We start from the raw sequence: 24,479 nt of genomic DNA, 5'->3' as shown, positions 1-24,479 counted from the left end.
CGATGACGCTCAGACGTTCGAGCGTGGCTGCGCACGCAGTAGCCGGAGCTGACCGATCTCCGCGACGTTCTTCATCAGCTCGGAGTTGACCCAAGCGATCATGTGCGTGACCGTGGGATCGGGGTCGTCCTGCCAGGGGAACGGCGCGGTTCCTTCGAGGTCGGCGTCGGTGAGGCGGTCGAGGAGACCCAGCCACTCGGTGCGCAGGTCCCGCAGCCAGGCGACAGTCGGCTCGCCCGCGCCTGGCCACTCAACGTCCGTACGCTGCCGTGGTGGTTGCCCCTGAAGGTGATCCATGGCTACGGTCCACCACCAGCCGATGTGCCACGTCAGCCAGCCGATCGTCGGTACCGGGATCGGGTCGGGTTCGGTGTCGGCCCAGTCGGGGGTCCAACTGCCGTCAGAGCTACACCGTACGGACCAGCAGAGCGTGGCCGGCTCCCAGAGGAAGTCCGCGGGTTCGAGTCGCCCCAAGTGGTATTCGAACAGCGACCACGTCAGGTCGAACTGCCAGCGCAGGAGGGTCAGGGGCGGTACGGGCATCCGGCGATTCTGTCGCGGCTCAGCACCCCCGTCGACAGGATAATCAACAGCTTGCCGCTGGGGCCCGCCCCGGACGGGAAGGTCGGCCGGACGTAAGGGGATCGCAAGATCTGTGGAATCGTCGACCGCAGCGGTGCTGGCTAGGCTGGCCGGGGAGGTGGCCGGTGGCACAGCGGGTGCTCGTGGTCGACGACGACCGGACCGTCAGCGACGTGGTCTGCCGCTACCTGGAGCACGCCGGCTACGACGTCAGCCACGTCGGGGACGGGCTGGCCGCCCTGGACGCCGTGCAGGACCGGGCGCCACACCTGGTGGTGCTCGATCTGATGCTGCCCGGGCTGGACGGGTTGCAGGTGTGCCGGCGGCTGCGGGAGCGGCCGGACGGCGTACCGATCATCATGCTGACCGCGCGCGGCGACGAGGCGGACCGGGTGCTCGGCCTGCAACTGGGCGCCGACGACTACCTGGGCAAACCGTTCTCCCCACGCGAGTTGGTGCTGCGCGTCGGTTCGGTGCTGCGCCGGGCCGGGGAGCCGGCCGGGCCTGCGGCCGAGCCGCTGGTCGACGCGGGCCTGGAGGTGGCCACGGGGCCTCGGGTCGCCCGCCTGCACGGCCGCGAGCTGGCTCTGACGCTGCGCGAGTTCGACCTGCTGGCACACCTGATGCGGCACCCGGCACGGGCGTTCCGCCGCACGGAACTGCTGGAGCGGGTGTGGGGCTGGAACTTCGGCGACCAGTCCACCGTGACCGTCCACGTGCGGCGGTTGCGGGAGAAGATCGAGGACGACCCGGCCGAGCCCCGGCGGATCGTCACGGTCTGGGGCGTCGGCTACCGGTACGAGCCGACCGATGCGTGACCTGGCGCTGATCTTCGGCGCAGCGCTCGCCGCAGCACTCGGGGTCGGCCTGGTCGGCGCGCTGACCCTGCGGCTGCTGCGCGACCGGTCGATCACCGTGCACGTGTGCGTCCTGCTCACCGTCACCGTGGCCGCCGTGGTGGCCGGAGTGGTGGTGGTCGCCCAGGCGATGTTCCTGTCCCCGCACGACCTCCAGGTCGTGCTGCTCACCGTTGCCGCTGCGGCGGTGGTGAGCCTCGCCGTCGGCTGGCATTTCGGGCGTCGGTTGGCCGTGGCCGCGGTCTGGGCGGACCAGGCCCGGGAGCGGGAGCGTCGGGTCGAGAAGGGTCGCCGGGACCTCGTCGCCTGGGTGTCGCACGACCTGCGGACGCCGCTGGCCGGGCTGCGGGCGATGGCGGAGGCGTTGGAGGACCGGGTGGTCGACGACCCGGCGACGGTTGCCAAGTACCACCGGCGGATCCGCGCGCAGACCGATCGGATGACTCGCCTGGTGGACGACCTGTTCGAGCTGTCCCGGATCAACGCCGGGGCGCTGCGGCTGACGCTGTCGGCGGTGCCGCTCGGCGAGGTGGTCTCCGATGCGCTGGCCAGCGCCGCACCGCTGGCCGAGGCCCGCCGGATCAGACTGGTGGCCGCCGAGTCGGGCTGGCCCACCGTGCTGGCGAGCGAGCCCGAGTTGGCCCGGGTGGTGGGCAACCTGCTGCTTAATGCGGTGCACTACACCCCCAGCGACGGCACCGTTCGGGTGGCCGCCGGGTGCGAACGCGACGCCGCCTGGCTGGCGGTCGCCGACACCTGCGGCGGCATCCCGGAGGACGACCTGCCCCGACTGTTCGACGTGGCGTTCCGGGGTGAGCCAGCCCGCACTCCCCGCTCGGGCGGGGAGGGCTCGGGCGGGCTGGGGTTGGCGATCGTCCGAGGGTTGGTCGAGGCGCACGGCGGTCGGGTGGACGTGCAGAACGTCGTCGGCGGCTGCCGCTTCGTGGTCCGCCTACCGGCGGCGTGACCTGCGTCGAGCGGCCGGCCCGTACGGTCAGGTGCGGTCGGAGACGGGGTGGACGGCGGTCAGCTCACCGAACCAGCGCCGGCCCCGGGGGAAAAGCTCCCGCACGGCCAGCCCGGCGGCCCCGGCGACCTGGTGGACGACGTGCGCGTCGAGCCGGGCCCAGCGGAACGGTGGGCCGAGCCGGAGCCGGCCGGCCGGATAGGTGGCGGCCACCCGGGCGTGTCCCTGCCAGAACCCAGCGCCGGGGGGCTCCAGCTCCACCAGCACGGTGCCGCCGGGCCCGAGCAGCGTCCGGCACCGGTGCAGCAGCGCGACCGGATCTCCGCCGATGCCGATGTTGCCGTCGATCAGCACCGCGTGTGCCCACCGGCCCTCGCTGGGTAGCGGGTCGAACAGGTTGCGGCGCAGGGCGACGGCGCCCCGGGCTCGGGTCAACCGCACCGCGTGCGCCGAGACGTCCACGCCGACGGCCGCCAGCCCGGCCCGGGCCAGCGCCACGGTGAGCCGGCCCGGCCCACAGCCGAGATCCAGCGTCGGCCCGACGCACCGAGCCACTACCGCGGTCACGGCCGGCTCGGCCGGGCCGTGCCAGCGTCGCACCGGAAGCCGGCTGCGCACCCCGTCGCCGTGCACCAACCACCGACCGCCCGCCGCTCGGTCGCCCAACGCGGCGGCGAAGCCGTCGGGCCCGGCGTCACAGCCCGGCGAGCCGTCGCACCCGGCGGGGCGGGGCGGTGCCGCCTCGGGCGGGACGTCAACTGCCGTGTCGACCGGGTTCATCGCCGGTCCCCCGGCACCAACGCGAGCTGGACCGCGGCGACCTCCCGGGCGAACCTGCCGTCCGGCACCTCCGCCGCCACCGCCAGCGCGTCAGCCCACTCGTCGACGTCGCGCAGGACCGGCAGCGGCACGGTCCGCAGCCCTCGCCCGGTCAGCGCCGCCCAGGTGTCGTGGCCGGTGTCGGGCGTCGACATCGGCACCCCGCGCAGCACGTCCGCGTGCCGGGGGTCGCGCAACCCCAGCGACCACCAGCCGCCGTCGCGTGCCCGGCCGAGAACCGCGTCGGCGGCCCGCAGCCGGCGTACCGCGGCGGCCAGCCGGACCGGGGTCAGCTGCGGGGTGTCCATCCCGATCTGGAGCACGGGCCGACCCGGGTACGCCGCCGCCACCTCGGCGTACGCGTTGGCGAGCCGGTCGCCGAGCCCGGCGCCCCGCTGGTCCAGCACCGGCCAGCCGGTCAGGGCGGCGGTCAGCTCGGCGGCGTCCTCCGCCTCCGCCAGCCGGCCCGTAGAGGCCAGCACCGGGGTCACCCCCGGCGTGGCGCGAACGGCGTCGAGCGTGTCGCGCAGCGCGGCGGCGGCGATCTGGGCCGCCTGTTGCGCGGTGGCCGGCGGGCAGAGCCTGGTCTTCACCGCCCCGGGCACCGGCGCCTTGGCGACGACCAACAGAACGGTCACCGGGGGCCGTCCACGGTGCGCAGCACGCCGGCGAAGTCGCGGGTGGCGCGCAGGGTGCCCCGGACCGAGCCGGACACCTTGGATCGGGTGCCGGCGGCTCGCGGCGCGTACGTCACGTCCAGCTCGTGGATCCGCCAGCCGGCGGCGGCGGCCCGGATCAGCAGTTCGAGGGGGTAGCCGAAGGCCCGGTCGGCGACGCCGAGGGCGAGCAGCTCGTCGCGGCGGGCCACCCGGATCGGGCTGAGGTCCCGCAGGGGTACGCCCCGACGCCGCAGCAGCGCGGCGACCAGAGCCGTACCGGCCCGGGCGTGCCACGGCCAGACCCCGGCCCCGACCGGTCGACGCCGGCCCACGCTGAGATCCGCCGTGCCGGCCGCCACCGGGTCGACCAGGGCCGGCAGCTCGGCCGGGTCGAAGGAGCCGTCGGCGTCGAGGACGCAGATCAGCTCACCGTCGGCGGCTTCCAGGCCGGCGTGCACCGCCGCGCCGTACCCACGGCGGGGCTCGTGGACCACCCGGGCGCCGTGCCGGGCGGCTACCTCGGGCGAGCCGTCCCGGGAGCCGTTGTCCACCACGATGGCCCGGTAGCCGGGTGGCAGGGCGGTGAGCACGCCGGGCAGGGCGGCCGCCTCGTCCAGGCAGGGCAGCACCACGTCGATCTGAGTCGGCATACCGCCGACGCTAGGACGGCACCCGGCCGGCGGAGGCCGGAATGTGCTTACCGAACCCTTACCACCAGGGCATTTCTTACCGTCCGGTGACGGGCCGGCGGTTCCGCCCCGGGAGGGCGGGCTGTCGCCGTACCGTCCGGTGGTCATGACCTCGACCGCCGCTCCCGCCACCGCCCCCGGACGGGCCACGACCCGCCGCTTTCCGGGGGACCTGCTGGTGCTGGGCGTGGAGGCGGCGCTGCTCGCGGTGGCCGTGCTGGTGGGGGCGCTGCTCAACGCGCGCGGCGCCGGGCTGCACGCCGACGCCGCCCCGCTGTACGCGAGCTGGCGGCCGCATGTGGGCTGGGGCAGCCCGGCCGCGCTGCTGGTCGCGGTCGCGGTGGTGGGCTGGGGCGCACGGTGGACCCGCACCGCCCGGTGGGGTGTCCTGCTGGTCGCCGCGTGGTTGGCGGCGGTGGCCTGGACGCTGTCGTTGGCCCTGGTGGACGGCTGGTCGGCGGGGCTGGCCGGGCGGCTCACCCCGCAGGCCGAGTACCTGCACGAGGTTCCCCGAGTCACCGACATCCCGGCGATGCTGGCCGGATTCACCGGACGCATCCTGGACTTCCAGCCGGACGCCTGGTCCACCCACACCGCCGGGCATCCCCCGGGCGCACTGCTGATCTTCGTCTGGCTGGACCGGGTCGGCCTGGGCGGGGGTACCGCCGCCGCGCTGGCCTGCGTGCTGGTCGGGGCCACGGTGTCGGTGTCGGTGCCGGTGACGCTACGGGCGCTCGGCGCGGCCGACGCGGCCCGCGCGGTGCTCCCGTTCCTGGTGCTGCTGCCGGGTGCGGTCTGGGTGGGCGCCTCCGCCGACGGCATCTTCGCCGCCGTGGTCGCGGCCGGCCTCGCCCTGCTGGCGGTGCGTGGCCGGGCCGCCGCAGCGGCCGGCGGCGCGGTGCTCGGCTTCGCACTGCACCTGTCGTACGGGTTTCTGCTGGTCGGGGTGCTCGCGCTGGCCGTGCTGGCGCTGCGGCGGACGCACCGAGGGGCTGCGCTGCTCGCCGCGTGCGCCGGGGTGGTGGCCGTGACGGCGGTCTTCATGGCGGCGGGTTTCCACTGGTGGGACGGGTACCGGTTGGTGGTCGAGCGGTACTACCAGGGCTGGGCCGCCGACCGCCCGTACGGCTACTGGGTGTGGGCCAACCTGGCCGCCCTGCTGCTCAGCGCCGGGCCGGTGCTCGGGCCGGCGCTGCGGCGGGTGCTGCTGGCCGGCCGATCGGAGTGGTGGCGACGCGGGCTACCGGCTCGTGGCCGCCTCGCCGGGCGAGCTGCGCAGCGCGGAGCGCTGCCGGCCCGCGCCCCCACGCCGCCGGCCGGGCCGGCACCGGGCGGCCCGCGCTTCGGTCCGGGCGCGGCGGCGAGCGGGTGGCGGGCCGCCGGCCGCGTGACCAGACCGGCGGCAGCGGCGGTACGCGCGGTCGGGCCGACCGTGCTGCTGCCGCTGGCCGCCGCGGTAGCGGTGCTCGGTGCGGACCTGTCCGGGCTGAGCAAGGCCGAGGTGGAGCGGATCTGGCTGCCGTTCGTCGTCTGGCTGCTGGTGGCCACCGCGCGTCTGCCGGCCGGCTCGCGGCGCTGGTGGCTGGCCGGGCAGGCGGCCACCGCCCTGGCCGTCAACCACCTGCTCTGGACGGTGTCCTGACCACGGGCGCGGCGGCACCCCGGACGGGACGCGTGCGGCGCGCCCTGGCGTGGGGGCGCTACCCCGCTCGAGCATGATGACTCTGAGGCATAAATATGCCCCAGAGTCATCACGCCTAATACCCACACCGCCTCGGCCAAGTTGGCCGCGCGCGCGGGGGATGCTCGGTCAGCCGGCGATGGCGGCCGGTTCGCGCAGCGGGTCGGTGGCGAAGCCGGCAACCCCCTCGGCGAAGCCGACCCGGGCGGTGTAGCCGAGCAGTTCGGCGGCCCGGCGCGGGTCGGCCACCACGTGCCGCACATCGGCCGCCCGGGCGCCACCGACCACCTGCGGGGCAGGTCCGCCCATCGCCTCGGCCAGGGTGACCGCCAACTCCCCCACGGTGTGCGGCTCGCCCGAGCAGACGTTCACCGGCACCAGCGTGGCCGGCGGCGCGGTACTGGTCAGGGCCAGCAGGTTCGCCTTCGCCACGTCAGTGACGTGCACGAAGTCGCGCTGCTGCCGGCCGTCCTCCAGCACCCGGGGAGCCTCGCCGGCTGCCAGCGCGGACCGGAAGATCGACGCCACTCCGGCGTACGGGGTGTCGCGGGGCATCCGGGGACCGTAGACGTTGTGGTAGCGCAACGCCCAGACCGCGCCGCCGGTCTGCCGGGCCCACGCCGCCGCCAGGTGCTCCTGGGCGAGCTTGCTCGCCGCGTACGTGCTGCGCGGTTCCAGCGGCGCGTCCTCGGGCACCAGCACCGGGTCGAGGCCGAGGCCGCAGCGTGGGCAGGTCGGGTCGTACCGGCCGGCCGCGATGTCCTCGGCCCGCCGGGGCGTGGGACGCACCGTGCCGTGGCCGGAACAGGTGTAGCGCCCCTCGCCGTAGACCACCATCGAGCTGGCCAGCACCAACCGGCCGATCCCGGCCCGGTGCAGCGCGGCGAGCAGCACCGCCGTGCCGTAGTCGTTGTGCGTGACGTAGTCGGGGGCGTCCGACGGGTCGAGGCCGTGCCCGACCATCGCCGCCTGGTGGCAGACCGCGTCCACCCCGGACAGCAGTCGGTCCAGCAGCGGGCCGTCGCGGACGTCGCCGCGTACCACCTCGTGGCGGCGGGACCAGGCGGGCAGCTCGCCGCCGTGCGCCTGGGGCAGCAGCGCGTCCAACGCCACCACCTCGTGCCCCTGCTCGACCAGCAGGTCGACGACCTGCGACCCGATGAACCCGGCCGCGCCGGTGACCAGTACCCGCATTCCGGTCACGGTAGGACGGACCGGGTACCCGGCGGGCCGGTTCGGGTGACCCGTAAGGAGTTCGCAACAGCTCGGCGGCGCGGGCGACCGGTAAGTGTTCGGTAATACAGCAAACCGGCCCGAACCATACCGGCGCGGTCTAGCCTGCCCGCAGCGCACCCGCCACCGCCCCTCGGCGGTCCGGCGCGCGCCGGCCGGCGGCCCGCGTCGGTGTCGGTGTCGGCTCGGCGAGGAAGGAGCAGTGGTGGCCACCAGCAGATCCGGCCCGAGCGGCCGGACCCCCGCGCCGGCCGCGGGTGGCTACGGCGCGCCGCGCCGGTTCTGGCGGTCGTTGGACCGGCACCGGCCACCCGGGGTGGACGCGGTCGAACGGAGTTGGCGCAGTCCGCTGCGCGGTCCGTGGCTCACCGCTGTCTACGGGTCGGTGCTGCTGGTGGCGCTGCCCCTGGTGATCATCACGGGGCTGCTCGACTACGTCGCCTACGGCCCCCGCTTCGACCAGGCGTTGCCGAGCAACGTGGGCTGGCTGCGGCTGCCCGACTTCGACTGGCCGACCCGGCCGTCCTGGCTGTTCCGGGTCACCCAGGGTCTGCACGTGACGCTCGGGATCGTGCTCATCCCGGTGGTGCTGGGCAAGCTCTGGTCGGTGCTCCCGAAACTGTTCGACTGGCCGCCGGCGCGCTCGCTGGCCCAGGTGCTGGAACGGCTCACCCTGCTGCTGCTGGTCGGCGGGATCCTGTTCCAGATCGCCACCGGCCTGCTCAACATCCAGTACTCGTACCTGTTCGGCTTCGACTTCTACACCGCCCACTACTTCGGCGGCTGGATCTTCACGGGCGCGTTCGTGGCGCACGTGGTGCTCAAGTTCCCCCGGCTGGTGGCCGCGCTGCGGTCCCGGCCCCTAGGCGCCGAGCTGCGGACCCCGCGCACCGCGACCCGGCCCGAGCCACCCGACCCGGACGGTCTGGTCGCCGCGGCGCCCGGGGCGGCCACGGTCAGTCGGCGCGGCGCGGTCGGCCTGGTCGGCGGCGGAGCGCTGCTGCTGGCCGCGCTGACCGTCGGGCAGAGCCTGGACGGCCCGCTGCGCCACACCGCGCTGCTGCTGCCCCGGGGCCGACAGCCCGGCCCCGGACCGAACGGCTTTTCGGTCAACCGCACCGTCGCCGCCGCCGGCGTACGCCCCGAACAGACCGGCACCGGCTGGCGACTGACCCTGCGCGGCGGCGGCCGGACGGTGACCCTGGACCGCCCCGGGCTGCTGGCCATGGCGCAGCACACCGCCGCGCTGCCGATCGCCTGCGTGGAGGGCTGGTCGACCCGGCAGACCTGGACCGGCGTACGGCTGCGCGACCTGGCCGCCCTGGTCGGGGACGCCGACCCGTCCGCCGCGCGGGTGTCGTCACTGGAGAAGGCGGGGCTGTTCCGTCAGGCGGTCCTCGCGCCCAATCAGGTTCTCGATCCGGATTCGCTGCTCGCCCTGCGGGTCAACGGCGTCGACCTCTCCCCCGACCACGGCTACCCGGCCCGGGTCATCGTCCCGGCCCTGCCCGGGGTGCACTGCACCAAGTGGGTCGCCGAGATCGACTTCCGGGGCCGGGCCGATGAATGAGCTGGCCGCCCGGCTGCGCACCGGCTACGGTGCCGGCCCTCGGCATCTGATCGTGGTGACGGCCGCCATCGTGCTCGCCGGCTGGGTGGCGCTGCGGCTGGCCGGGGAGGCGACGGCCGGCCGGATGCTGCTCTGGTTCCTCGGTGCGGTCATCGCCCACGACCTGGTGCTCTTTCCGGTGTACGCGACCGCCGACCGGATGCTGCGGGCCGTCGTCCGCCCCGGGACGGACCGCCGGGTGGCGCTGCTCAACCATGTCCGGGCGCCGGTGCTCGCGAGCGCCCTGCTGTTCCTGGTCTTCGCCCCCGGCATCCTGCGGCTCGGCGAGAGCACCCACCTCGCGGCGACCGGACAGGACCAGCGGCCCTACCTGGCCCGCTGGCTGCTGCTCAGCGCCGCCCTGTTCCTGCTCAGCGCCCTGACGTACGCCATCCGCGCCCTCGCCGGCCGACGTCAGGTTTCGCCGAAGCGGTCGGAGAGGGCGTAGCGGAGCAGCACCACGTCGCCGATCTGCCGGGCCTCGGCCAGCCGCGCCCGGCGCCCGGCGTGCCAGGGGAAACTGCCCTCGCCGACAAACCGGGGCGCCCGGTCGTCACCGACGAAGAACGGGGCGACCACCAGGTGCAGTTCATCGGCGAGGCCGGCGGTGAGGAACTGCGCGTGCACCGTCCCGCCGCCCTCCACCATCAGCCGCCGCACGCCCCGGGCAGCCAGATCGGCCAGCAGCCATCCGGGGTCGACCGGCTCACCAGCGTCCACCACGGTGGCCAGCCGGCCGAGCCGCTCCTGGGTCTTCTCCAGCGCGCCGGTGGCGCAGTAGACGAGCCGGGCCGGGTCGCCGGCGGTGAAGAACCTGGCGGTCGGGTCGAGGTCGCCTCGGGCGGTCAGGGTGACCTTGGTGGGTGAGGCGGGCCGGCCGCACGCCACCCGCTCGGCCCGACGGTGGGCCGAGCGGACCAGCAGCCGGGGATCGTCGCGGCGGACGGTGCCGGCGCCGACCAGGATCGCGTCGCAGCTGGCCCGGACCGCGTCGACCCGGTCCAGGTCGTCCTCGTTGGACAGCAGCAGCCGCTGGTCGGAGGTGTCGTCAATGTACCCGTCGATCGAGGTGGCGCAGCTCAGCAGCACGTACGGCCGCGCCGTCGCCGGCCAGCAGCTCACCGGGAGACAGGCCGGTCGGGGGTACGGCCCGTCGGCGCCGGCGGCGCACCCTCCGCCACCAGCGCCTCAGCCGCCCCGGCCTCCGCTGCCGCCCCTGTCGTGGCTGCCGCCGTGGTCTCGGCTGCCTCGGTCTCCGCCGCCTTGGCCGCCTTCGCCGCCAGGTAGCCGGCGTTGGCCGGGGACAGGAAGACGCTGGTGGGCACCCGTTCGGCGACCGCCACGCCCAGCCGGGTCAACTGCTCGGCCTTGTCGGGGTTGTTGCTGAGCAGCCGGATCCTCGGCACACCGAGGGTGGCCAGCATCTGCGCGGCCACGCTGTAGTCCCGCTCGTCCTCGCCCCTGCCGAGCGCGAGGTTCGCCTGGTAGGTGTCCAGCCCCGCGTCCTGCAGGGCGTACGCGTCGAGCTTGGCGTACAGGCCGATGCCGCGGCCCTCCTGCCGCAGGTAGAGCAGGAAACCACCGGCCTCGGCGATCCGCTGTGCCGCCTCGCGCAACTGCGGCCCGCAGTCGCAGCGTTGACTGCCGAACACGTCGCCGGTCAGGCACTCGCTGTGCGGCCGGACCAGTGGCGGCTCACCGTCGGTGGCGAGCCGGTCCAGCGCGCCGGCCCAGTCGCCGAGGCCGAAAGCGAGGTGTTCCCGGCCGTCCACCAGGCCCTTGAACGAGAACACCCGGGCGGTCGTGGCGTAGCCATCGGGAAACGCCAGCGGCACCGTGACCTGCGTACGGACCGTGGCGACCGGCAGTGCTTCGCGCATGGGACTCCTTTGTCCAGCGCCACCGTCACGCGGCGACGCGTACCGTCTCACAACCGGCTCAACAGCCGCCGCCGGAGGGACCTTCCCGACCGGCGGCCGGAACCCGAGCCCGCCGGGCGAGCAGCACCGCGGCCCCGGGCAGGCTGGCCACCAGCACAAGTGCACCGTAGACGGTGGCGGTGGCGACTCCCTCGGCCGCGCTGAGCCCGGCCGCGCCGAACGCCCACGCGGCCACCCCCTCGCGCGGGCCGAAGCCGGCGATGTTCAGCGGCAGCCCCATGGCGAGCAGGGCGAGCAGGGTCAGCGGCAGCAGCCGGGACAGTGGGGCGTCCGAGCCGGCGGTGCGCGCCGCCACCAGGAAGGTGGCCAGGTGACCGGCGACCATCACGGCGGAGGCGAGCAGCACGCCGAACCAGGTCCGTCGGGCCAGCAGCCCGGCCCGGATGTCCGCCACGGCGGTGCGCAGCCCGCGCGCCCACCGCGAGCGGCCGGCGTGCGACAGGATCCGTGCCAGCAGCACGGCGGCCAGCCCAGCGGCGGCCAGCAGCGCGGCGGCAGCCGGCAGGTACGGCCGCACCGGGGACGGGAAGGCGGCCAGCACCACCAGCGCGACGGCCACCAGGACCACCTGACCGGCGGCACGTTCCCAGACCACCGCGCGGATGCCCCGGCTCACGTCGCCGGCGTCCCGGCCGTGGCGGACCGCCCGGTGTACGTCGCCGAGCACCCCGCCGGGCAGGGTGGCGTTGAGGAACACCGCCCGGTAGCAGTGCGCCACCGCGGTGGCCAGCGGGAGCCGTACGCCCAGGCCACCGGCGACCAGGCTCCACCGCCAGGCCGCACAGACCGTGGTGAGGACGCCGATGAGCAGTGCCGCGGCCAGCGCCGGCGCGTCGATCAGTCGCACCCCGGCCAGGAACGGGCCGCTGCCCACCTGCCACAGCAGGACGGCGAGCAGACCCACCCCGCCGACCACTCGTGCCCAGGCCCAGAACATCGGCGCCGGTCCTCCCTGAAGATCGTCCACTTGCTCTAGTGCACGTACCCGGGGCGTCAGCGGTTCATCCCTGGGCGAGTAGGTCCCGGTGCTCGACCAGCACTCCGAGCCGGCCAGCCGCCGCGTCGGCCAGCCGGCGTTCGGCGTAGGCCCGGGCGGGGCCGGCCAACTCGGGTCGCTGTTCGCAGGCCGCGCCCAGCCAGCCCCGGAACCACTCGGCGGCCAGGTCGGCCTGCTCCGGGCCGAGCCGCCACGGGCTGGGCCGCTCCCGCACGTTGACGCCCCGGCGGGCGAACGCGGCTGCGGTGGCGGCGACGGCATCCGGGCCGAGCAGCCGCCGGCCGTCGACGGTACGCCGCTGGTGGTCGTTGAACGCGGCCTCGATCACCGGGTCCAGCGGGTCCGCCGGGGTGAGCCTGACCTGCCCGGTCACCGAGAGCGCGAACAGGGCAGGGCGCCCGGCGTCGGCGCAGGCGGCGACCACCCGCTCGACCTCCTCGGCGGTCAGCATGTCCAGCAGCGCGGACGCGGTGACCAGCGCACTGTCGGCCAGGTCGGTGGCGGTCAGCCGGGTGAGGTCGCCGTGCCGGGTGCTGACCGTGACGGGTGCTCCGTCGGCGGCGGTGACCCCGGCCATGCCCTCGGCGGCACGGGACAGCAGGTCGGCGTCCCGGTCGTGCAGCACCCAGTGCTGCGGCCCTGGCAGGCGGGCCGCCAGCCAGCGGCTCATCGAGCCGGTACCGCTGCCCAGGTCGTGGATCAGGGTCGGGGCGTCACCGGTCAGCCGGGGGCGGAGGGCGTCCACCAGGTCCTCGGCACGGGCCGCCGCGTCGGCGGGCTCGCGCAGCCGCAGCCAGTCGGCGAACGGCAGGGTCTCCTCGACGGTCACTCCGCCACCTCCTCCAGCACCACGGCCAGGCGCGCGGTGGTCACCGGCCAGTCGATCAGGGTGTCGCGTCGGGCGAGCGCGGCACGCCGCAGCCGGGCGCGCAACTCGTCGTCGCCCAACCACCAGCTCAGCGCGCCGGCCAGCGCGGCCGGATCGTCCGGTGGGACCAGCAGCCCCGGCAGGTCACCATCGGGGGTCCGCCCGAGCGCCTCCGGTAGGCCGCCCACCGCTGTGCCCAGCACCGGCAGGCCGCGGGCCAGCGCCTCGGTGACGACCATGCCGTACGTCTCGCCCCGCGACGGCAGCACGAGCAGGTCAGCGGCGGCGTACGCGTCGTCGAGCGCCGCACCGGTCAGCGGGCCGGCCAGCCGGACCCGGTCGGTGAGGCCCGCGCCGGCGAGCCGGTCGCGCAGCCGGTGCACCAGCTCGGGCTCCCGGGTCAGCGTGCCGACGCAGACCAGCGTCCAGGGCACCGCGGCCAGGACGGACAGGGCGTCGACCAGCACGTCGTGGCCCTTGTGGTGGGTGACCGCGGCCACGCAGAGCAGCCGGTCGCCGGTGGCCGAGCCGGGGGGCACCGGCGACGTCGGCGTCACCCCTGGCGGCGCGGCCCGGACCCGGTCGGCGGGCAGCGGATGGCGGGCCAGCAGGCGGCGGCGGGTCCACTCGCTGGTGGTGACGACGGCCCGGGCGCTGGCCAGCGCACGGGCCTCGGCCTCGTCGTCCAGCGGCATGTGCACCAGGACGACCAGGCGCAGCCGTCGGCTGTGCGGGGTGAGCAGGTCCGGCACGGTCGAGGCGATCAGGCCGTCGAGCAGCACCACGGCGTCGCCCGGCACGGCGGCGAGCAGCCGGGCCAGCTCCGCCCGGGCGGCCGGGTCGGGGTGCGGCCACGCGCCGGGCACCGGGTGCTCGTGCACCGACCAGCCGTGCTCGCCGAGCCCGGCGCAGATCCGCCGGTCGTAGACGTTGCCGCCGCTGGGCGTGGCCGGGTCGTCGATGTCGCCGGGCAGGACGACGTGCACCGCGCGGCGGTGCGGGCCGAGGGGCGGGGCCGCACCGGAGGCGTCCGGCCCGCATTGCGGCACCGCCCGGCCGGCATCGATCACAGCGACCGCTCGTAGCTGGCCCAGGCGACGTGCGACTCGTGCAGGGTGACGGTGATACCGGCCAGCTCGCGCGCACCGGCGCCCAGGTCGCCGGTGCGCACCCGCTCGGCCAGCCGGTCGGCGACGGTGCGGGCCAGCACCTCGGTGGTGGTGTTCACCCCGGCGAACGCGGCCTCGTCGTCGAGGTTGCGGTAGGTCAGCTCGCCGAGCACGGCCCGCAACTGCTCGGTGGCCAGGCCGATGTCGACCACGACGCCGTCGGCGTCCAGGTCGGGCCGGCGGAACGTCGCATCCACCACGAATGTCGCCCCGTGCAGACGCTGGGCGGGGCCGAACACGTCGCCCCGGAAGCTGTGGGCGATCATCATGTGATCCCGAACGGTCACGCTGAACATGGTCACTCCCCGTCGTAGGTGATGAGGTGGCAGAGCGCGGGCAGGTCGCCCGTGCTCAGTCGGGCGAGCACGTCGGGCAGCTCCGCGAACCGGGACGCGCCGGTGATCAGCGCGTCGAAGGCGGGGTCGTCGAGCAGGTCCAGGGCGAGCGCCAGCCGGTCGGTGTAGCTGCGTCGTCCCCGTCGGGCGGGTGCGACCATGCCGACCTGGCTGCTGCGCACGGTCAGCCGGCCGGAGTGGAACGCCCCACCCAGCGACACCTGCACCGGACGGTCGCCGTACCAGCTCAGCTCGACGACGGTGCCCTCCGGTGCGAGCAGGTCCAGCGAGCGTTGCAGCCCGGCGGCGGTGGCGCTGGCGTGCACGACCAGGTCCCGGTCACCGGAGGCGTCGGCCGGGCTGGCGAACTCGACGCCGAGCGCGCCCGCCACGCCGGCCCGGCGGGCGTCGGTGTCGACCAACTCGACGTGCACGCCAGGGAACCGGGCGAGCAGCGCGGCGACGCAGCAGCCCACCATGCCCGCACCGACCACGGTGACCCGGTCGCCGACCAGCGGCGCGGCGTCCCACAGCGCGTTCACCGCGGTCTCCACCGTGCCCGCGAGCACCGCCCGCGCGGGCGGCACCCCGTCCGGCACCGGCACCACGGCGGTGGCCGGCACGACGTACGCGCTCTGGTGCGGATGCAGGCAGAAGACCGTGCGCCCGAGCAGTTCCGGCGGGCCCTGCTCGACCACGCCGACGCTGAGGTAGCCGTACTTCACCGGGCCCGGGAAGTCACCTTCCTGGAACGGCGCGCGCATCGCGGCGTACTGGTCGGCGGGCACCCGACCGGCGAAGACCAGCGTCTCGGTGCCCCGGCTGACCCCGGAGTAGCGCGCCCGGACCAGCACCTCGTCGGGGCCCGGGGCGGGCAGCGACACCGGCCGGATCTCCGCCGCGCCGGGCTCGCGCACCCAGCAGGCGTACGCCTCGCGGATCACCGTCGCGCACCTCACCTTTGCTCCCGGCCGAACCGAACGGCCACGTTTTCCGTGTTCCCTGTTGGGGTCGTCGATCATAAACACGGAGGTACGGTGCCCACAGTTCGAAGCGGTCCGATGATCGGGCTGGGCGCGCAACTGGTCGTGCTGGCTGCGCTGGCCGCCACGGTGGGTCTGAGCGGCGCGGGTTGGCTGGTCGGGACCGGATACGCGGTGGTGACCTGCCTCGCGTTGAGCCGGGGCCTGCACCGGGCCGGCGCGTCGCGGCTGGGCCCGGCCGACCGGGTGACGCTGACCCGGGGTGTCCTGGTCGGCGCGGTCACCGCGCTGGTGGTGGACTCGTTCGGCCGGCCCGCGCCGGTGGGGTTGCTGGTCGCGGTGAGCGCGGTGGCGCTGCTGCTGGACGCGGTGGATGGCCTGGTGGCGCGGCGCACCGGCACGGTCAGCGCGCTCGGCGCACGCTTCGACATGGAGGTCGACGCGTTCCTCATCCTGGTGCTCAGCGTGTACGTCGCGCCGACCGCCGGTGCCTGGGTGCTGGCCATCGGCGCGATGCGGTACGCGTTCGTCGCGGCGAGCGCCGTGCTGCCCTGGCTGAGCGGGTCGCTGCCGCCGCGCTACTGGCGCAAGGTGGTGGCCGCCGCGCAGGGCGTGCTGCTGGCGGTGGCCGCGGCAGGGGTGCTGCCGGAGCCGTGGACCACGCTGGTGCTGGTGGTGGCGCTGGCGCTGCTGGTCGAGTCGTTCGGCCGAGACGTCGCCTGGCTCTGGCGGCGCCGGCCGGCGCCCCGCTCGGTGGCCCCGCAGGCGCCGGCTGCCGCACTGGCGGCGGTTGCCGCACCGGCGCCGACCGTGCCGCCGGTTCGCGCGCCGCGGGCCGTGCCCGCCCTCGTGGTCCTGCCGCCGATGCTGCCGGTCGCGGTGCCGTCTCCGGTCGCCGTACCGCCCCTGTTGCCGGTGCACGCTTCCGCGATGGCGGGCGGCTCGGGCGGTACGGTCCACTCCGACTGGAGGCTGTGATGACCCTTCCCGCCCGGCTGAGCCGGCTGGCTGGCCGGTTCCGCCCGCGCCGCCGGACGGCGGATGAGGCGTCGGCGCGTACCCCCGGGGTGTTGGCCGCGAGAGGCGGCCGTGCGCGGCGGGCGGCGGGCAGTGTGTTGGCGGTGCTGCTGGTGTTCGCCGTCCTGGTCGGCCCGGACCGGCTGGGTCTGCTCACGCCCGGCGCCTTCCTGCGCATCCCGCTGGAGGGGCTGCTCGTCGCCGCGCTGCTGCTGGCGCTGCCGGCGCGGCCCCGGCGGGTGGTGGTGGTCGTGGTCGGGCCGCTGCTCGGCCTGCTGGCCATCGTGAAGCTCGCCGACCTGGGCTTCCGCACGGCCCTCGACCGGCCGTTCGACCTGGTGCTGGACTGGCTGCTGCTGGACGACGCGTTCGGCTTCGTCCGGGACTCGGCCGGCCGGGCCGGCGCGGTCGGCGCGGCGGTGGGCATCGTGCTGCTGGTCGGCGCGCTGCTGCTGGTGCTGACGCTGGCGCTGCGCCGGATCGCGTCGCTGCTGGCCCGCCACGAGCGGGTGGCGACCCGGGCGGTGGCCGCGCTGACCGTCGCCTGGGTGGTCTGCGCCGTCGTCGGGGTGCGGGTCGTCCCGGGCGTGCCGGTGGCCGACGCGGGGAGCACCGCGCTGGTCGGCGCGCACGCCGGGCAGGTGGACGAGCGGCTGCGCGACCGGGGGGCCTTCACCGCCCAGATCGCCGCCGACCCGTTCCGCGACGTCCCGGGCGACCAGTTGCTGACCAGGCTGCGCGGCAAGGACGTCATCCTCGCCTTCGTGGAGAGCTACGGCCGCGACGCGGTCGAGGACCCGGAGCTGGCACCGCAGGTCAACGCCGTGCTGGACGCCGGGACCGAGCGGCTGCGCGCGGCCGGGTACCAGGCCCGCAGCGGCTTCCTCACCTCCCCCACCTTCGGCGGCGGCAGCTGGTTGGCGCACGACACGCTGCTGTCGGGCCTGTGGACCGACAACGAGCAGCGGCACCGCAGCCTGCTGGCCAGTGACCGGCTCACCCTCAACGGCGCATTCCAGCGGGCCGGCTGGCAGACCGTCGGGGTGCTGCCGGCGGCCACCCAGCCGTGGCCGGAGAAAAGCTTCTTCGCGTACGACCGCTACTACGACGCCGAAGCGCTCGGCTACCGGGGGCCGAAGTTCAGCTACGCCCCGATGCCCGACCAGTACACGATGTCGTTCTTCCAGCGGCAGGTCCGCGCCAGCGCCGACCGACCGATCATGGCGGAGATCCCGCTGATCTCCAGCCACTCCCCGTGGACGGCAGTGCCCCGGATGATCGGCTGGGACGAGGTGGGCGACGGCTCGATCTACCACGGCGCCGCCGCCGGTGACGACAGCGGCGACACCGATGGGGACACCGGCCGGGTCCGTGCCGGGTACCGGCAGTCCATCGGGTACTCGCTGGAGACGTTGATCTCCTACGTGCAGACCTACGGGGACGACGATCTGGTGCTGGTCTTCCTCGGCGACCACCAGCCCGCCCCGGTGGTCACCGGCGAGGGCGCCAGCCGGGATGTCCCGATCACCATCGTCGCCCGTGACCCGGCAGTGCTGGACCGGGTGGCGGGCTGGGGCTGGCAGGACGGCCTGCGGCCCGGCCCGCAGGCTCCGGTGTGGCCGATGGACACCTTCCGGGACCGGTTCCTGACCACGTTCGGGCCATCGACGCCGCCGATCGCCGCGCCCCGCTGACCACGCAAACGTGACGGGCTCAGGCGGCGGGCGCGGCACTCTCCCTCTCCGACGACGACCTCGCCGAGCTGGACAAGATCGGCCGCTAACGGAACATCCGCCGGCGGATCGCGCAAGGTTGGGCGAGAAAGGCGGGATCAAGACGCGGCGAGTGCCGCCGGCATTCGATGTTCACCGATACGGCCCCTGCGGAGATCACGGCGGATGATCGAGACTGTAGCGATGTCGCAAGATGTCGGGGGTGCGCCGCGCACGCAGGTAACAATCGCCGCTCTGCTCGTCGTCGCTGGCGTGCTCATCCTCTTCGTCCCCGCCAGTAACGAGGGCAGAGTCCTCGTGCCCCTCAGCGAAGGTCACGGACTGTCCGCCGTGGACGTGGTCGGCGCAACACTACTGGCGTTCGGCGGCACCTGGCTGGAAGTGCTCGTGGTGCGGCGCCTGCCGCACCTCGCCCTGCCCCCTCGGGCCTTGTTCGCACTCGGCCTGCTGGCCGGGCTCGGCATGGGGCTCCTGATCGCCTCGGCCTTTTCGGGATTCTTCTGGTGGTGGGCTGTCGGCGCCACCGCACTCGGCGTTGCCGTCCTCGTCCTCGTGCCCCTCACAGCACGTCGTTGAGGTCGTTGATCGAACGTCCACGTCGGCCGCCGACGACGCGCTGACTCACCACGCGGCCGGTGAGCCGACAGACGCGCCGGACTACCGGTTGCCGGAGGTGGTGGGCCGGGCGCGGACGTGCAGCCGCTCCCCCTGCGGCCCGAAGAGGCTGAGAGCCTCCGTGGTACCCGGGCCGGGGTTGATCACCCGGTGCGGAATGCGGGTGTCGAACTCGGCCACCTCGCCCGGGGTCAACGTCAGATCGTGCTCGCCGAGCAGCAGGCGCAGCTGGCCCGAGAGCACGTAGATCCACTCGTACCCCTCGTGGGTCTGCTGGGTGTGCTCCCCGGTGGGCGTGTTCGGCGGGAGGATCTGCTTGAACGCCTGCAAACCGCCCGGTCGGCGGGTCAGCGGCAGGAACGTCACGCCGTGGTGGACGATCGGCTTGGGGCGTACCCGCGGGTCGCCGGTGGTCGGGGCGTCCACCAGCTCGTCCAGGGGCACCTGGTAGGCCCGGGCCAGCGGGAGCAGCAGCTCCAGGGTGGGCCGGCGGCTGCCGGATTCCAGCCGGGACAGGGTACTCACCGAGATGCCGGTCAGTTCGGCGAGCTGGGCCAGCGTCGTGCCCCGTTGGTTGCGCAGGGCGCGCAGCCGTGGGCCGACGGCGGCCAGCGCCGCACTGTCGTCGTTTGCCATAACGGCAAGGATAGTTGCCACCTGGCCGACGGCGACGGATGGTGGGCGCAGCCGACAAGTAAGGGGAACACCGGTGGACGAGATGTACGACGTAGTGGTGGTGGGCGGCGGCGCGGCCGGGCTCAGCGGAGCCCTGGCGTTGAGCCGAGCCCGACGGTCGGTGCTGGTGATCGACTCCGGCGAGCCGCGCAACGCGCCGGCCGGCCATGTGCACAACTACCTGGCACGGGAGGGGACGCCGCCGGCCGAGCTGGTCGCGGCCGGGCGCGCCGAGGTGGCCGGATACGGCGGGCAGTTCCTGGCCGGGCGGGTGGAGACGGCGGTCCGGGACGACGGCGGGTTCCGCCTCAGCCTCGATGACGGGCAGGCGATGCGGGCCCGGCGGCTGTTGGTGGCCACCGGGCTGACCGACGAGCTGCCCGACGTCCCCGGTCTGGCGCAGCGCTGGGGTCGCGACGTGCTGCACTGCCCGTACTGCCACGGCTGGGAGGTTCAGGACCGGCGGATCGGCGTGCTGGCCACCGGTCCGATGGCCGTGCACCAGGCCGAGATGTGGCGACAGTGGAGCTCGGACGTACTGCTCCTGCTGCACGACACCCCGGCGCCGGACGAGGAGACGGCCGAGCGGCTCGCCGCCCGGGGCATCGCCGTGGTGCCGGGCCCGGTCGCCGCGCTGGAGGTGACCGGGGACGCGCTGACCGGCGTCCGGCTCGCCTCCGGCCGGGTGCTGCCGCTCGACGCGCTGGTGGTCTCGACCCGGACCGCCCCCCGCGCCGGGTTGCTGGTCGGGCTGGGCCTGGCCCCGGAGGAGGTGACGATGGGCGGGTACGTGATCGGCAGCCAGATCCCCGCCGACGCCACCGGGGCGACGACCGTGCCGGGAGTCTGGGTGGCCGGCAACGTCGCCGACGTACGCGGCCAGGTGATCGCAGCCGCCGCGGCCGGCCTGGGCGCCGGAGCGGCGATCAACGCCGACCTGATCGCCGAGGAGACCCGCGACGCGGTGACCGCGTACCGGCAGATGGTGGCCACGACCTTCGAGGAGCCGGCGTGGGAGGAGCGTTATCGCTCCAAGCCGGCGGTGTGGAGCGGCCGGCCGAACCCGCAGCTGGTCACCGAGGCCGCCGACCTGGCCCCGGGACGGGCGCTGGACGTGGGCAGCGGCGAGGGCGCCGACGCGGTGTGGCTGGCCGAGCGCGGCTGGCGGGTGACGGCGGCGGACATCTCCACCACCGCGCTGGGCAGGGCCGCCGAGCACGCCGACGCCGCCGGCGTCGGTGACCGCATCGAGTTCACGCACGTCGACCTGCGCGACAAGCCGCCCGCCGAGGAGGCGTACGACCTGGTGTCCGCGCAGTTCATGCACCTGCCACCGCCGCAGCGGCGGGAGCTGTTCGCCCGGCTGGCCGCCGCGGTGGCGCCGGGCGGCATCCTGCTGATCGTCGGGCACCACCCGTCCGACCTGTGGACGTCGGCGCACCGGATGCACATGCCGGACATGATGTACACCGCCGAGGACGTGGCCGTCTCACTGGATCCGGCCCGGTGGGAGGTGCTCACCGCCGAGGCCCGGTCCCGCGCCGGCACCGACCCGGACGGCAAGGAGATCACCCTGCACGACGCAGTCCTGGTCGCCCGCCGCCGCTGAACCCACCCAGCCACGTTGATCATGGAGTCGTGGTGGGCGACAAGAGCGGCGGATCAGGGCCATCCGGGCACCACGACTCCATGATCGACCAAGGAAGGGCGGGCTCGGGAGCCGGCGGTGGGGCGGGCCTACTCATGGCGCGGCCTCGGCGGTAGCGTTGCGCCACACTCACGGCTCGCGGGGCGCTTGACCGCCGGCCCTGGCGCCCCGATCGTCTGGAGGATGGTGCATGTCCATCGGCGCTGAGCCGTTCGCGGTACGCGACGACGCGGCCTCGCGGCCGAGCTTCGAGCTCGCCCTGCGCGGGTACGACAAACGGCAGGTCGACAAGCACCTGGAGCAGCTCGACGGGCAGCTGAGGATGCTGAGCGGTGAGCACGGGCGATCCGCCGTCCGGGTCCGTGAGCTGACCGCCGAGGTGCAGCGGCTGCGTGCCGAGCTGGCCGAGGTGAACGAGCAACCGGCGCAGGTGGATCGCGCCTCGTTCCAGGATCTGGGCCCGATGATCGGGGAGATCATGGCGCTCGCCGAGAAGCAGGCCGGAATGATCACCGAGTCCGCTACCGACCGGGCGAACGAGTTACGGTCCGAGGCGGAGCGGATCCTCATGGACACCCGCGAGCGGGCCGCACAGGCCCGTCAGGACCTGTCGGAGGAACTGGCGGCCCGACGCGCCGAGCACGAGCAGGCACACGAGGAGCGGCGAACCCTGGCCGAGGCCGAGCTGACCGCGATCCGGGAACGTGCGGAGCAGCTGCGCGCCGACGGTGAGGAGGCGCACGAGCGCGCACAGCACGAGGCGAAGCGGATCACCGAGCAGAGCGCGCAGCAGCTCAACCAGACGCGGGTCGCCGCCGACGCGCTGATGAAGTCGGCCCGCACCCAGATCCAGCAGGAAATCCAGTCGGCCCGGTCCAAGAGTCAGCAGGAGCTGGCCCAGTGGCAGTCCGGGGTGGAGCGCGAGATCTATGACCGGCGGACCGTGGCCGAGCAGGAGATCGCCGAGCAGCAGGCGGTCGCGGAACGAGAGTTGGCCGAGCAGCGCAGCGGGACCGAGCAGCAGATTGCCGAACTGCTGGCCGAGGCACAGCAGCACGTGACCGAGCTGCGCAATCGCGCCGACGAGCAGGCCGCCGCCCACCAGGAGCAGCTCGCCACCGTGCAGCAGGAGCTTGCGGAGCGCCGGGAGGAGTCAGCCCAGCTGAACGACGAGCTGGAGATCGCCCGCCAGCAGCTCGCCGAGATCCGCCAGGAGGGCGAGACGCTGGAGAACGAGCTGTCCCGCATGCAGCAGCGGTTGGGCGAGGTCCGCCGCGACCTCACCGTGGAGAGCGCCCGCCTGGATGAGGCCCGACGGGCCGGGGACTCCGCCGAGCGGCACGCCAAGGAGGTCCGCGCCCGGGTGCAGCGGGAGGCGAAGCGGGTGGCCGACCTGGCCGCGGCCGCAGTGATGGCCGCCGCCGCCGGCGGTACGGAGACCGCCGAGTACCCGATGGTGGGCACCCGCTCCAGCGCCGACCGGCCCGGTGTCGACCGACCCGCCACCCACCGACTCGGTGCCGACCGACTCGCTGACGAGCAGCCGGCTGACGAGCAGCCCATCGACGAGCGGCTCGCTGACAACCAGCCCGGTGCTGAGCGGCTCGGTGGCGACCAGCCCGAAGCCGACCAGTCCGACGACGAGCGGGCCGGCGGACCGGCCAGCACGGACGAGCCGGCCGTGACCGCCGACCGGACGACCGCCCCGCAGGGGTCCACCGGCGATGCCGAGCCGGCTTTCGGCAGACCCCGCGGCAACGGCGACCCGACACCCGTGCCGTTCCTGCCCTTCGGGCAGCCGATCAGCGAGAACGGCGCCGCGCGGCACTGACCTCGGCGGCGGTCGACCGGGCCGCAGGTGGAGTGGGGCGATTCTGCCGAGAACCGGGTCGCCGGTCTCCTCGGAGCTGGCAGGCTGGGTTGGCCGTCGCGCACGGGCGGCCGTCGGCCCGGCCGGCGAGCGAGAGGAGCGCCTCGTGACCGACCGACCGGAGGAGTTCGACCTGCTCGTCGTCGGAGGCGGCAAGGCCGGCAAGACGCTGAGCATGGACGTCGCCCGGTCCGGACGCCGGGTGGCCATGGTCGAACGCGGCATGATCGGCGGCAGCTGCATCAACGTCGCGTGCATCCCGACCAAGGCGCTGGTGACCAGCGCACGCGCGGCCCGCCAGCTGCGGGGCGCCGCCTCGCTCGGCCTGATGGTGGAGGGTGGCCGGGTCGACGTGGACCTCCTGCGGGCGCACAAGCAGGACGTCGTCGAGGGGATGGTCGCCGCCAACCGGCAGCAGTTCCTCGACTCCGGTCTGCACCTGGTGATCGGTCAGGCCCGGTTCGTCGGCCCCCGGACCGTGCGGGTGTCGCTGGCCGACGGCGGCGAACGGCTGCTGCTCGGCGCCGACGTGGTGGTCAACACGGGCACCCGCCCGCACCTGCCGTCCGTACCCGGGATGGCCGAGGCGAGGGTGCTGACCAGCGACAGCCTGCTTCACCTGGACCGGCTGCCGCCACGACTGGTGGTGCTCGGCGGTGGCACCGTCGGGGTGGAGTTCGCGCAGATGTTCGCGTCGTTCGGCAGCACCGTGACGGTGATCGAGGGTGGTCCCCGTCTACTCAGCCGCGAGGACCCCGACGTCAGCAACGCGGTGCTGCAGGTGTTCCTCGACGACGGCATCGACGTGCGCGTCGGCGTGACGGTTGCCCGAGTCGACCGCAACGCCGACGGCACGGTCCGGGTCACTCTCGACGACGGGAGCCTGGTCACTGGGGACGACGTGCTCGTGGCGGCCGGCCGGGCGCCGGTTACCGACGAGCTCGGGCTGGATGCCGCCGGCGTCCGGCTCAACGATCGGGGCTTCGTGGTGGTCGACGAGTATTTGCGCACCAGCGCCGAGCGGACCTGGGCGGCCGGGGACGTCGCCGGCACTCCGCAGTTCACCCACGCCTCGCTCGACGACTACCGGATCATCCGGGCGAACCTGGCGGGTGAGCAGCGCAGCACCGCCGGCCGACTCATCCCGTACACCGTCTTCACCACCCCGGAGCTTGCCCGGGTCGGGCTCACCGAGAGCGAGGCGCGCCGCGCCGGGCACGAGGTCCAGGTGGCCCATCTGCCGGTGGCCGCGATCCCCCGGGCGCGTACGTTGCGTCAGACCGAGGGCATGTGGAAGGCAGTGGTCGACGCCCGCACCGACCAGATCCTGGGTGCGGCGCTGCTCGGCGCCGAGGCCGGTGAAGTCATCACGTCGGTGCAGTTGGCCATGCTCGCCGGGATGCCGTGGACCGCGCTGCGGGACGCGATCCTCACCCACCCGACCATGGCTGAGGGCCTCAACCTGCTCTTCGCGTCGTTCCAGTCCCGCCCGGTCCGCTGAGCGAGCCGCGCCGGGCCAGGCGCTGCTCCAGC

22 protein-coding genes and 2 pseudogenes are annotated in these 24,479 nt (G+C 74.6%); 11 read left to right on the top strand and 13 right to left on the bottom strand.

What is annotated here, in order from left to right; all coding sequences use genetic code 11:
* Positions 1-9 precede the first annotated feature (9 nt).
* On the bottom strand, positions 10-543 hold the full coding sequence (locus tag ABZV00_RS17045; protein ID WP_355606939.1) for a DinB family protein: 534 nt from the start codon (positions 541-543) through the stop codon (positions 10-12).
* Positions 544-707: 164 nt separating this feature from the next.
* Here ABZV00_RS17045 and ABZV00_RS17040 point away from each other — a divergent pair, with 164 nt between their 5' ends.
* A complete protein-coding gene (locus tag ABZV00_RS17040) occupies positions 708-1,400 on the top strand; it encodes a response regulator transcription factor (protein WP_328416046.1) in 693 nt (230 codons plus the stop codon).
* Entirely contained in the window at positions 1,393-2,406 is a 1,014-nt protein-coding gene (locus tag ABZV00_RS17035; protein ID WP_355606936.1) for a HAMP domain-containing sensor histidine kinase, read from the top strand. The genes ABZV00_RS17040 and ABZV00_RS17035 overlap by 8 nt, the downstream gene beginning before the upstream one ends.
* A 27-nt stretch (positions 2,407-2,433) precedes the next feature.
* On the opposite strand, the gene ABZV00_RS17030 is transcribed toward ABZV00_RS17035, so the two are convergent.
* From ABZV00_RS17030 to ABZV00_RS17020, 3 genes are read right to left on the bottom strand one after another with little or no spacing between them, the layout of a single operon-like run.
* A complete protein-coding gene (locus ABZV00_RS17030; RefSeq protein ID WP_355606933.1) occupies positions 2,434-3,186 on the bottom strand; it encodes a class I SAM-dependent methyltransferase in 753 nt (250 codons plus the stop codon).
* Complete coding sequence (locus ABZV00_RS17025) at positions 3,183-3,863, bottom strand: DUF2064 domain-containing protein (RefSeq protein ID WP_355606930.1); 681 nt, start codon at positions 3,861-3,863, stop codon at positions 3,183-3,185. The genes ABZV00_RS17030 and ABZV00_RS17025 overlap by 4 nt, the downstream gene beginning before the upstream one ends.
* Positions 3,860-4,534 carry a glycosyltransferase family 2 protein gene (locus ABZV00_RS17020; protein ID WP_355606928.1) on the bottom strand — a complete coding sequence of 225 codons (675 nt, stop codon included), beginning with the start codon at positions 4,532-4,534 and terminating at the stop codon, positions 3,860-3,862. The genes ABZV00_RS17025 and ABZV00_RS17020 overlap by 4 nt, the downstream gene beginning before the upstream one ends.
* Positions 4,535-4,679: 145 nt before the next feature.
* On the opposite strand from ABZV00_RS17020, the gene ABZV00_RS17015 reads away from it, so the two are divergent.
* Complete coding sequence (locus ABZV00_RS17015) at positions 4,680-6,215, top strand: hypothetical protein (protein ID WP_355606925.1); 1,536 nt, start codon at positions 4,680-4,682, stop codon at positions 6,213-6,215.
* Positions 6,216-6,383: 168 nt separating this feature from the next.
* Here the strand turns inward: ABZV00_RS17015 and ABZV00_RS17010 are convergent, their stop codons facing one another.
* Positions 6,384-7,448, bottom strand: a complete 1,065-nt coding sequence (locus tag ABZV00_RS17010) for an NAD-dependent epimerase/dehydratase family protein (protein ID WP_355606922.1) — start codon at positions 7,446-7,448, stop codon at positions 6,384-6,386.
* A 244-nt stretch (positions 7,449-7,692) separates the two neighbouring features.
* Between ABZV00_RS17010 and ABZV00_RS17005 the strand changes: the two genes are divergently transcribed.
* Positions 7,693-9,057, top strand: a complete 1,365-nt coding sequence (locus ABZV00_RS17005) for a molybdopterin-dependent oxidoreductase (RefSeq protein WP_355606919.1) — start codon at positions 7,693-7,695, stop codon at positions 9,055-9,057.
* Complete coding sequence (locus ABZV00_RS17000; protein ID WP_355606917.1) at positions 9,050-9,544, top strand: hypothetical protein; 495 nt, start codon at positions 9,050-9,052, stop codon at positions 9,542-9,544. The genes ABZV00_RS17005 and ABZV00_RS17000 overlap by 8 nt, the downstream gene beginning before the upstream one ends.
* On the opposite strand, the gene ABZV00_RS16995 is transcribed toward ABZV00_RS17000, so the two are convergent.
* The 7 genes and pseudogenes from ABZV00_RS16995 to ABZV00_RS16965 form a co-directional block, all read right to left on the bottom strand.
* A complete protein-coding gene (locus ABZV00_RS16995) occupies positions 9,511-10,218 on the bottom strand; it encodes a dihydrofolate reductase family protein (RefSeq protein ID WP_355606914.1) in 708 nt (235 codons plus the stop codon). The two genes, ABZV00_RS17000 and ABZV00_RS16995, sit on opposite strands and share 34 nt — an antisense overlap.
* A gap of 140 nt (positions 10,219-10,358) precedes the next feature.
* Positions 10,359-10,976 (bottom strand): annotated as a pseudogene (gene ribA, locus ABZV00_RS16990) (GTP cyclohydrolase II); the annotation flags it as partial.
* Positions 10,977-11,034: 58 nt separating this feature from the next.
* Entirely contained in the window at positions 11,035-11,973 is a 939-nt protein-coding gene (locus ABZV00_RS16985) for a lysylphosphatidylglycerol synthase transmembrane domain-containing protein (protein WP_355607231.1), read from the bottom strand.
* Positions 11,974-12,037: 64 nt separating this feature from the next.
* Entirely contained in the window at positions 12,038-12,862 is an 825-nt protein-coding gene (locus tag ABZV00_RS16980) for a class I SAM-dependent methyltransferase (RefSeq protein ID WP_355606911.1), read from the bottom strand.
* The gene (locus ABZV00_RS16975) at positions 12,859-13,950 is read right to left on the bottom strand and encodes a glycosyltransferase family 4 protein (RefSeq protein WP_355607228.1); all 1,092 of its coding nucleotides are present in this window, start codon (positions 13,948-13,950) and stop codon (positions 12,859-12,861) included. The genes ABZV00_RS16980 and ABZV00_RS16975 overlap by 4 nt, the downstream gene beginning before the upstream one ends.
* Positions 13,951-13,967: 17 nt before the next feature.
* A complete protein-coding gene (locus ABZV00_RS16970; protein ID WP_355606909.1) occupies positions 13,968-14,366 on the bottom strand; it encodes a 6-carboxytetrahydropterin synthase in 399 nt (132 codons plus the stop codon).
* A gap of 2 nt (positions 14,367-14,368) precedes the next feature.
* A complete protein-coding gene (locus ABZV00_RS16965) occupies positions 14,369-15,349 on the bottom strand; it encodes a dehydrogenase (protein ID WP_355607225.1) in 981 nt (326 codons plus the stop codon).
* A gap of 93 nt (positions 15,350-15,442) precedes the next feature.
* On the opposite strand from ABZV00_RS16965, the gene ABZV00_RS16960 reads away from it, so the two are divergent.
* The 3 genes and pseudogenes from ABZV00_RS16960 to ABZV00_RS16950 all read left to right on the top strand — a co-directional run bounded on the left by ABZV00_RS16960 (position 15,443) and on the right by ABZV00_RS16950 (position 18,714).
* Positions 15,443-16,366 (top strand): CDP-alcohol phosphatidyltransferase family protein, encoded by a 924-nt coding sequence (locus tag ABZV00_RS16960; RefSeq protein ID WP_355606906.1) that lies wholly within the window; start codon positions 15,443-15,445, stop codon positions 16,364-16,366.
* A gap of 131 nt (positions 16,367-16,497) precedes the next feature.
* A pseudogene (locus ABZV00_RS16955) lies at positions 16,498-18,099 on the top strand (sulfatase-like hydrolase/transferase); the annotation flags it as partial.
* Positions 18,100-18,303: 204 nt separating this feature from the next.
* Complete coding sequence (locus ABZV00_RS16950) at positions 18,304-18,714, top strand: hypothetical protein (protein ID WP_355606904.1); 411 nt, start codon at positions 18,304-18,306, stop codon at positions 18,712-18,714.
* Between the two features lie 81 nt (positions 18,715-18,795).
* On the opposite strand, the gene ABZV00_RS16945 is transcribed toward ABZV00_RS16950, so the two are convergent.
* Positions 18,796-19,389 carry an XRE family transcriptional regulator gene (locus ABZV00_RS16945; protein WP_355606901.1) on the bottom strand — a complete coding sequence of 198 codons (594 nt, stop codon included), beginning with the start codon at positions 19,387-19,389 and terminating at the stop codon, positions 18,796-18,798.
* A 73-nt stretch (positions 19,390-19,462) separates the two neighbouring features.
* Between ABZV00_RS16945 and ABZV00_RS16940 the strand changes: the two genes are divergently transcribed.
* From ABZV00_RS16940 to ABZV00_RS16930, 3 genes are all read left to right on the top strand, one after another.
* A complete protein-coding gene (locus tag ABZV00_RS16940) occupies positions 19,463-21,037 on the top strand; it encodes a bifunctional NAD(P)/FAD-dependent oxidoreductase/class I SAM-dependent methyltransferase (protein WP_355606898.1) in 1,575 nt (524 codons plus the stop codon).
* A gap of 229 nt (positions 21,038-21,266) precedes the next feature.
* Positions 21,267-22,907, top strand: coding sequence for a hypothetical protein (locus tag ABZV00_RS16935; RefSeq protein ID WP_355606895.1), 1,641 nt, complete (start codon positions 21,267-21,269; stop codon positions 22,905-22,907).
* 145 nt (positions 22,908-23,052) lie between these two features.
* The gene (locus tag ABZV00_RS16930; protein ID WP_355606892.1) at positions 23,053-24,447 is read left to right on the top strand and encodes an FAD-dependent oxidoreductase; all 1,395 of its coding nucleotides are present in this window, start codon (positions 23,053-23,055) and stop codon (positions 24,445-24,447) included.
* Positions 24,448-24,479: the final 32 nt, after the last annotated feature.

This window comes from Micromonospora sp. NPDC005173 (assembly GCF_040608515.1).
Taxonomy (GTDB): Bacteria; Actinomycetota; Actinomycetes; order Mycobacteriales; family Micromonosporaceae; genus Micromonospora.
This window is presented reverse-complemented; position numbering and strand designations above follow the sequence as displayed.

What these genes read in the sequence shown, in the direction of transcription:
- ABZV00_RS17035 (WP_355606936.1), top strand. Translation starts at nt 1,393, where the DNA reads ATGCGTGACCTGGCGCTGATCTTCGGCGCAGCGCTCGCCGCAGCACTC.
- ABZV00_RS17000 (WP_355606917.1), top strand. Translation starts at nt 9,050, where the DNA reads ATGAATGAGCTGGCCGCCCGGCTGCGCACCGGCTACGGTGCCGGCCCT.
- ABZV00_RS17010 (WP_355606922.1), bottom strand. Translation starts at nt 7,448, where the DNA reads ATGCGGGTACTGGTCACCGGCGCGGCCGGGTTCATCGGGTCGCAGGTC.
- ABZV00_RS16935 (WP_355606895.1), top strand. Translation starts at nt 21,267, where the DNA reads ATGTCCATCGGCGCTGAGCCGTTCGCGGTACGCGACGACGCGGCCTCG.
- ABZV00_RS16985 (WP_355607231.1), bottom strand. Translation starts at nt 11,973, where the DNA reads ATGTTCTGGGCCTGGGCACGAGTGGTCGGCGGGGTGGGTCTGCTCGCC.
- ABZV00_RS16945 (WP_355606901.1), bottom strand. Translation starts at nt 19,389, where the DNA reads ATGGCAAACGACGACAGTGCGGCGCTGGCCGCCGTCGGCCCACGGCTG.
- ABZV00_RS17045 (WP_355606939.1), bottom strand. Translation starts at nt 543, where the DNA reads ATGCCCGTACCGCCCCTGACCCTCCTGCGCTGGCAGTTCGACCTGACG.
- ABZV00_RS16950 (WP_355606904.1), top strand. Translation starts at nt 18,304, where the DNA reads ATGATCGAGACTGTAGCGATGTCGCAAGATGTCGGGGGTGCGCCGCGC.
- ABZV00_RS17020 (WP_355606928.1), bottom strand. Translation starts at nt 4,534, where the DNA reads ATGCCGACTCAGATCGACGTGGTGCTGCCCTGCCTGGACGAGGCGGCC.
- ABZV00_RS17015 (WP_355606925.1), top strand. Translation starts at nt 4,680, where the DNA reads ATGACCTCGACCGCCGCTCCCGCCACCGCCCCCGGACGGGCCACGACC.
- ABZV00_RS16970 (WP_355606909.1), bottom strand. Translation starts at nt 14,366, where the DNA reads ATGTTCAGCGTGACCGTTCGGGATCACATGATGATCGCCCACAGCTTC.
- ABZV00_RS17030 (WP_355606933.1), bottom strand. Translation starts at nt 3,186, where the DNA reads ATGAACCCGGTCGACACGGCAGTTGACGTCCCGCCCGAGGCGGCACCG.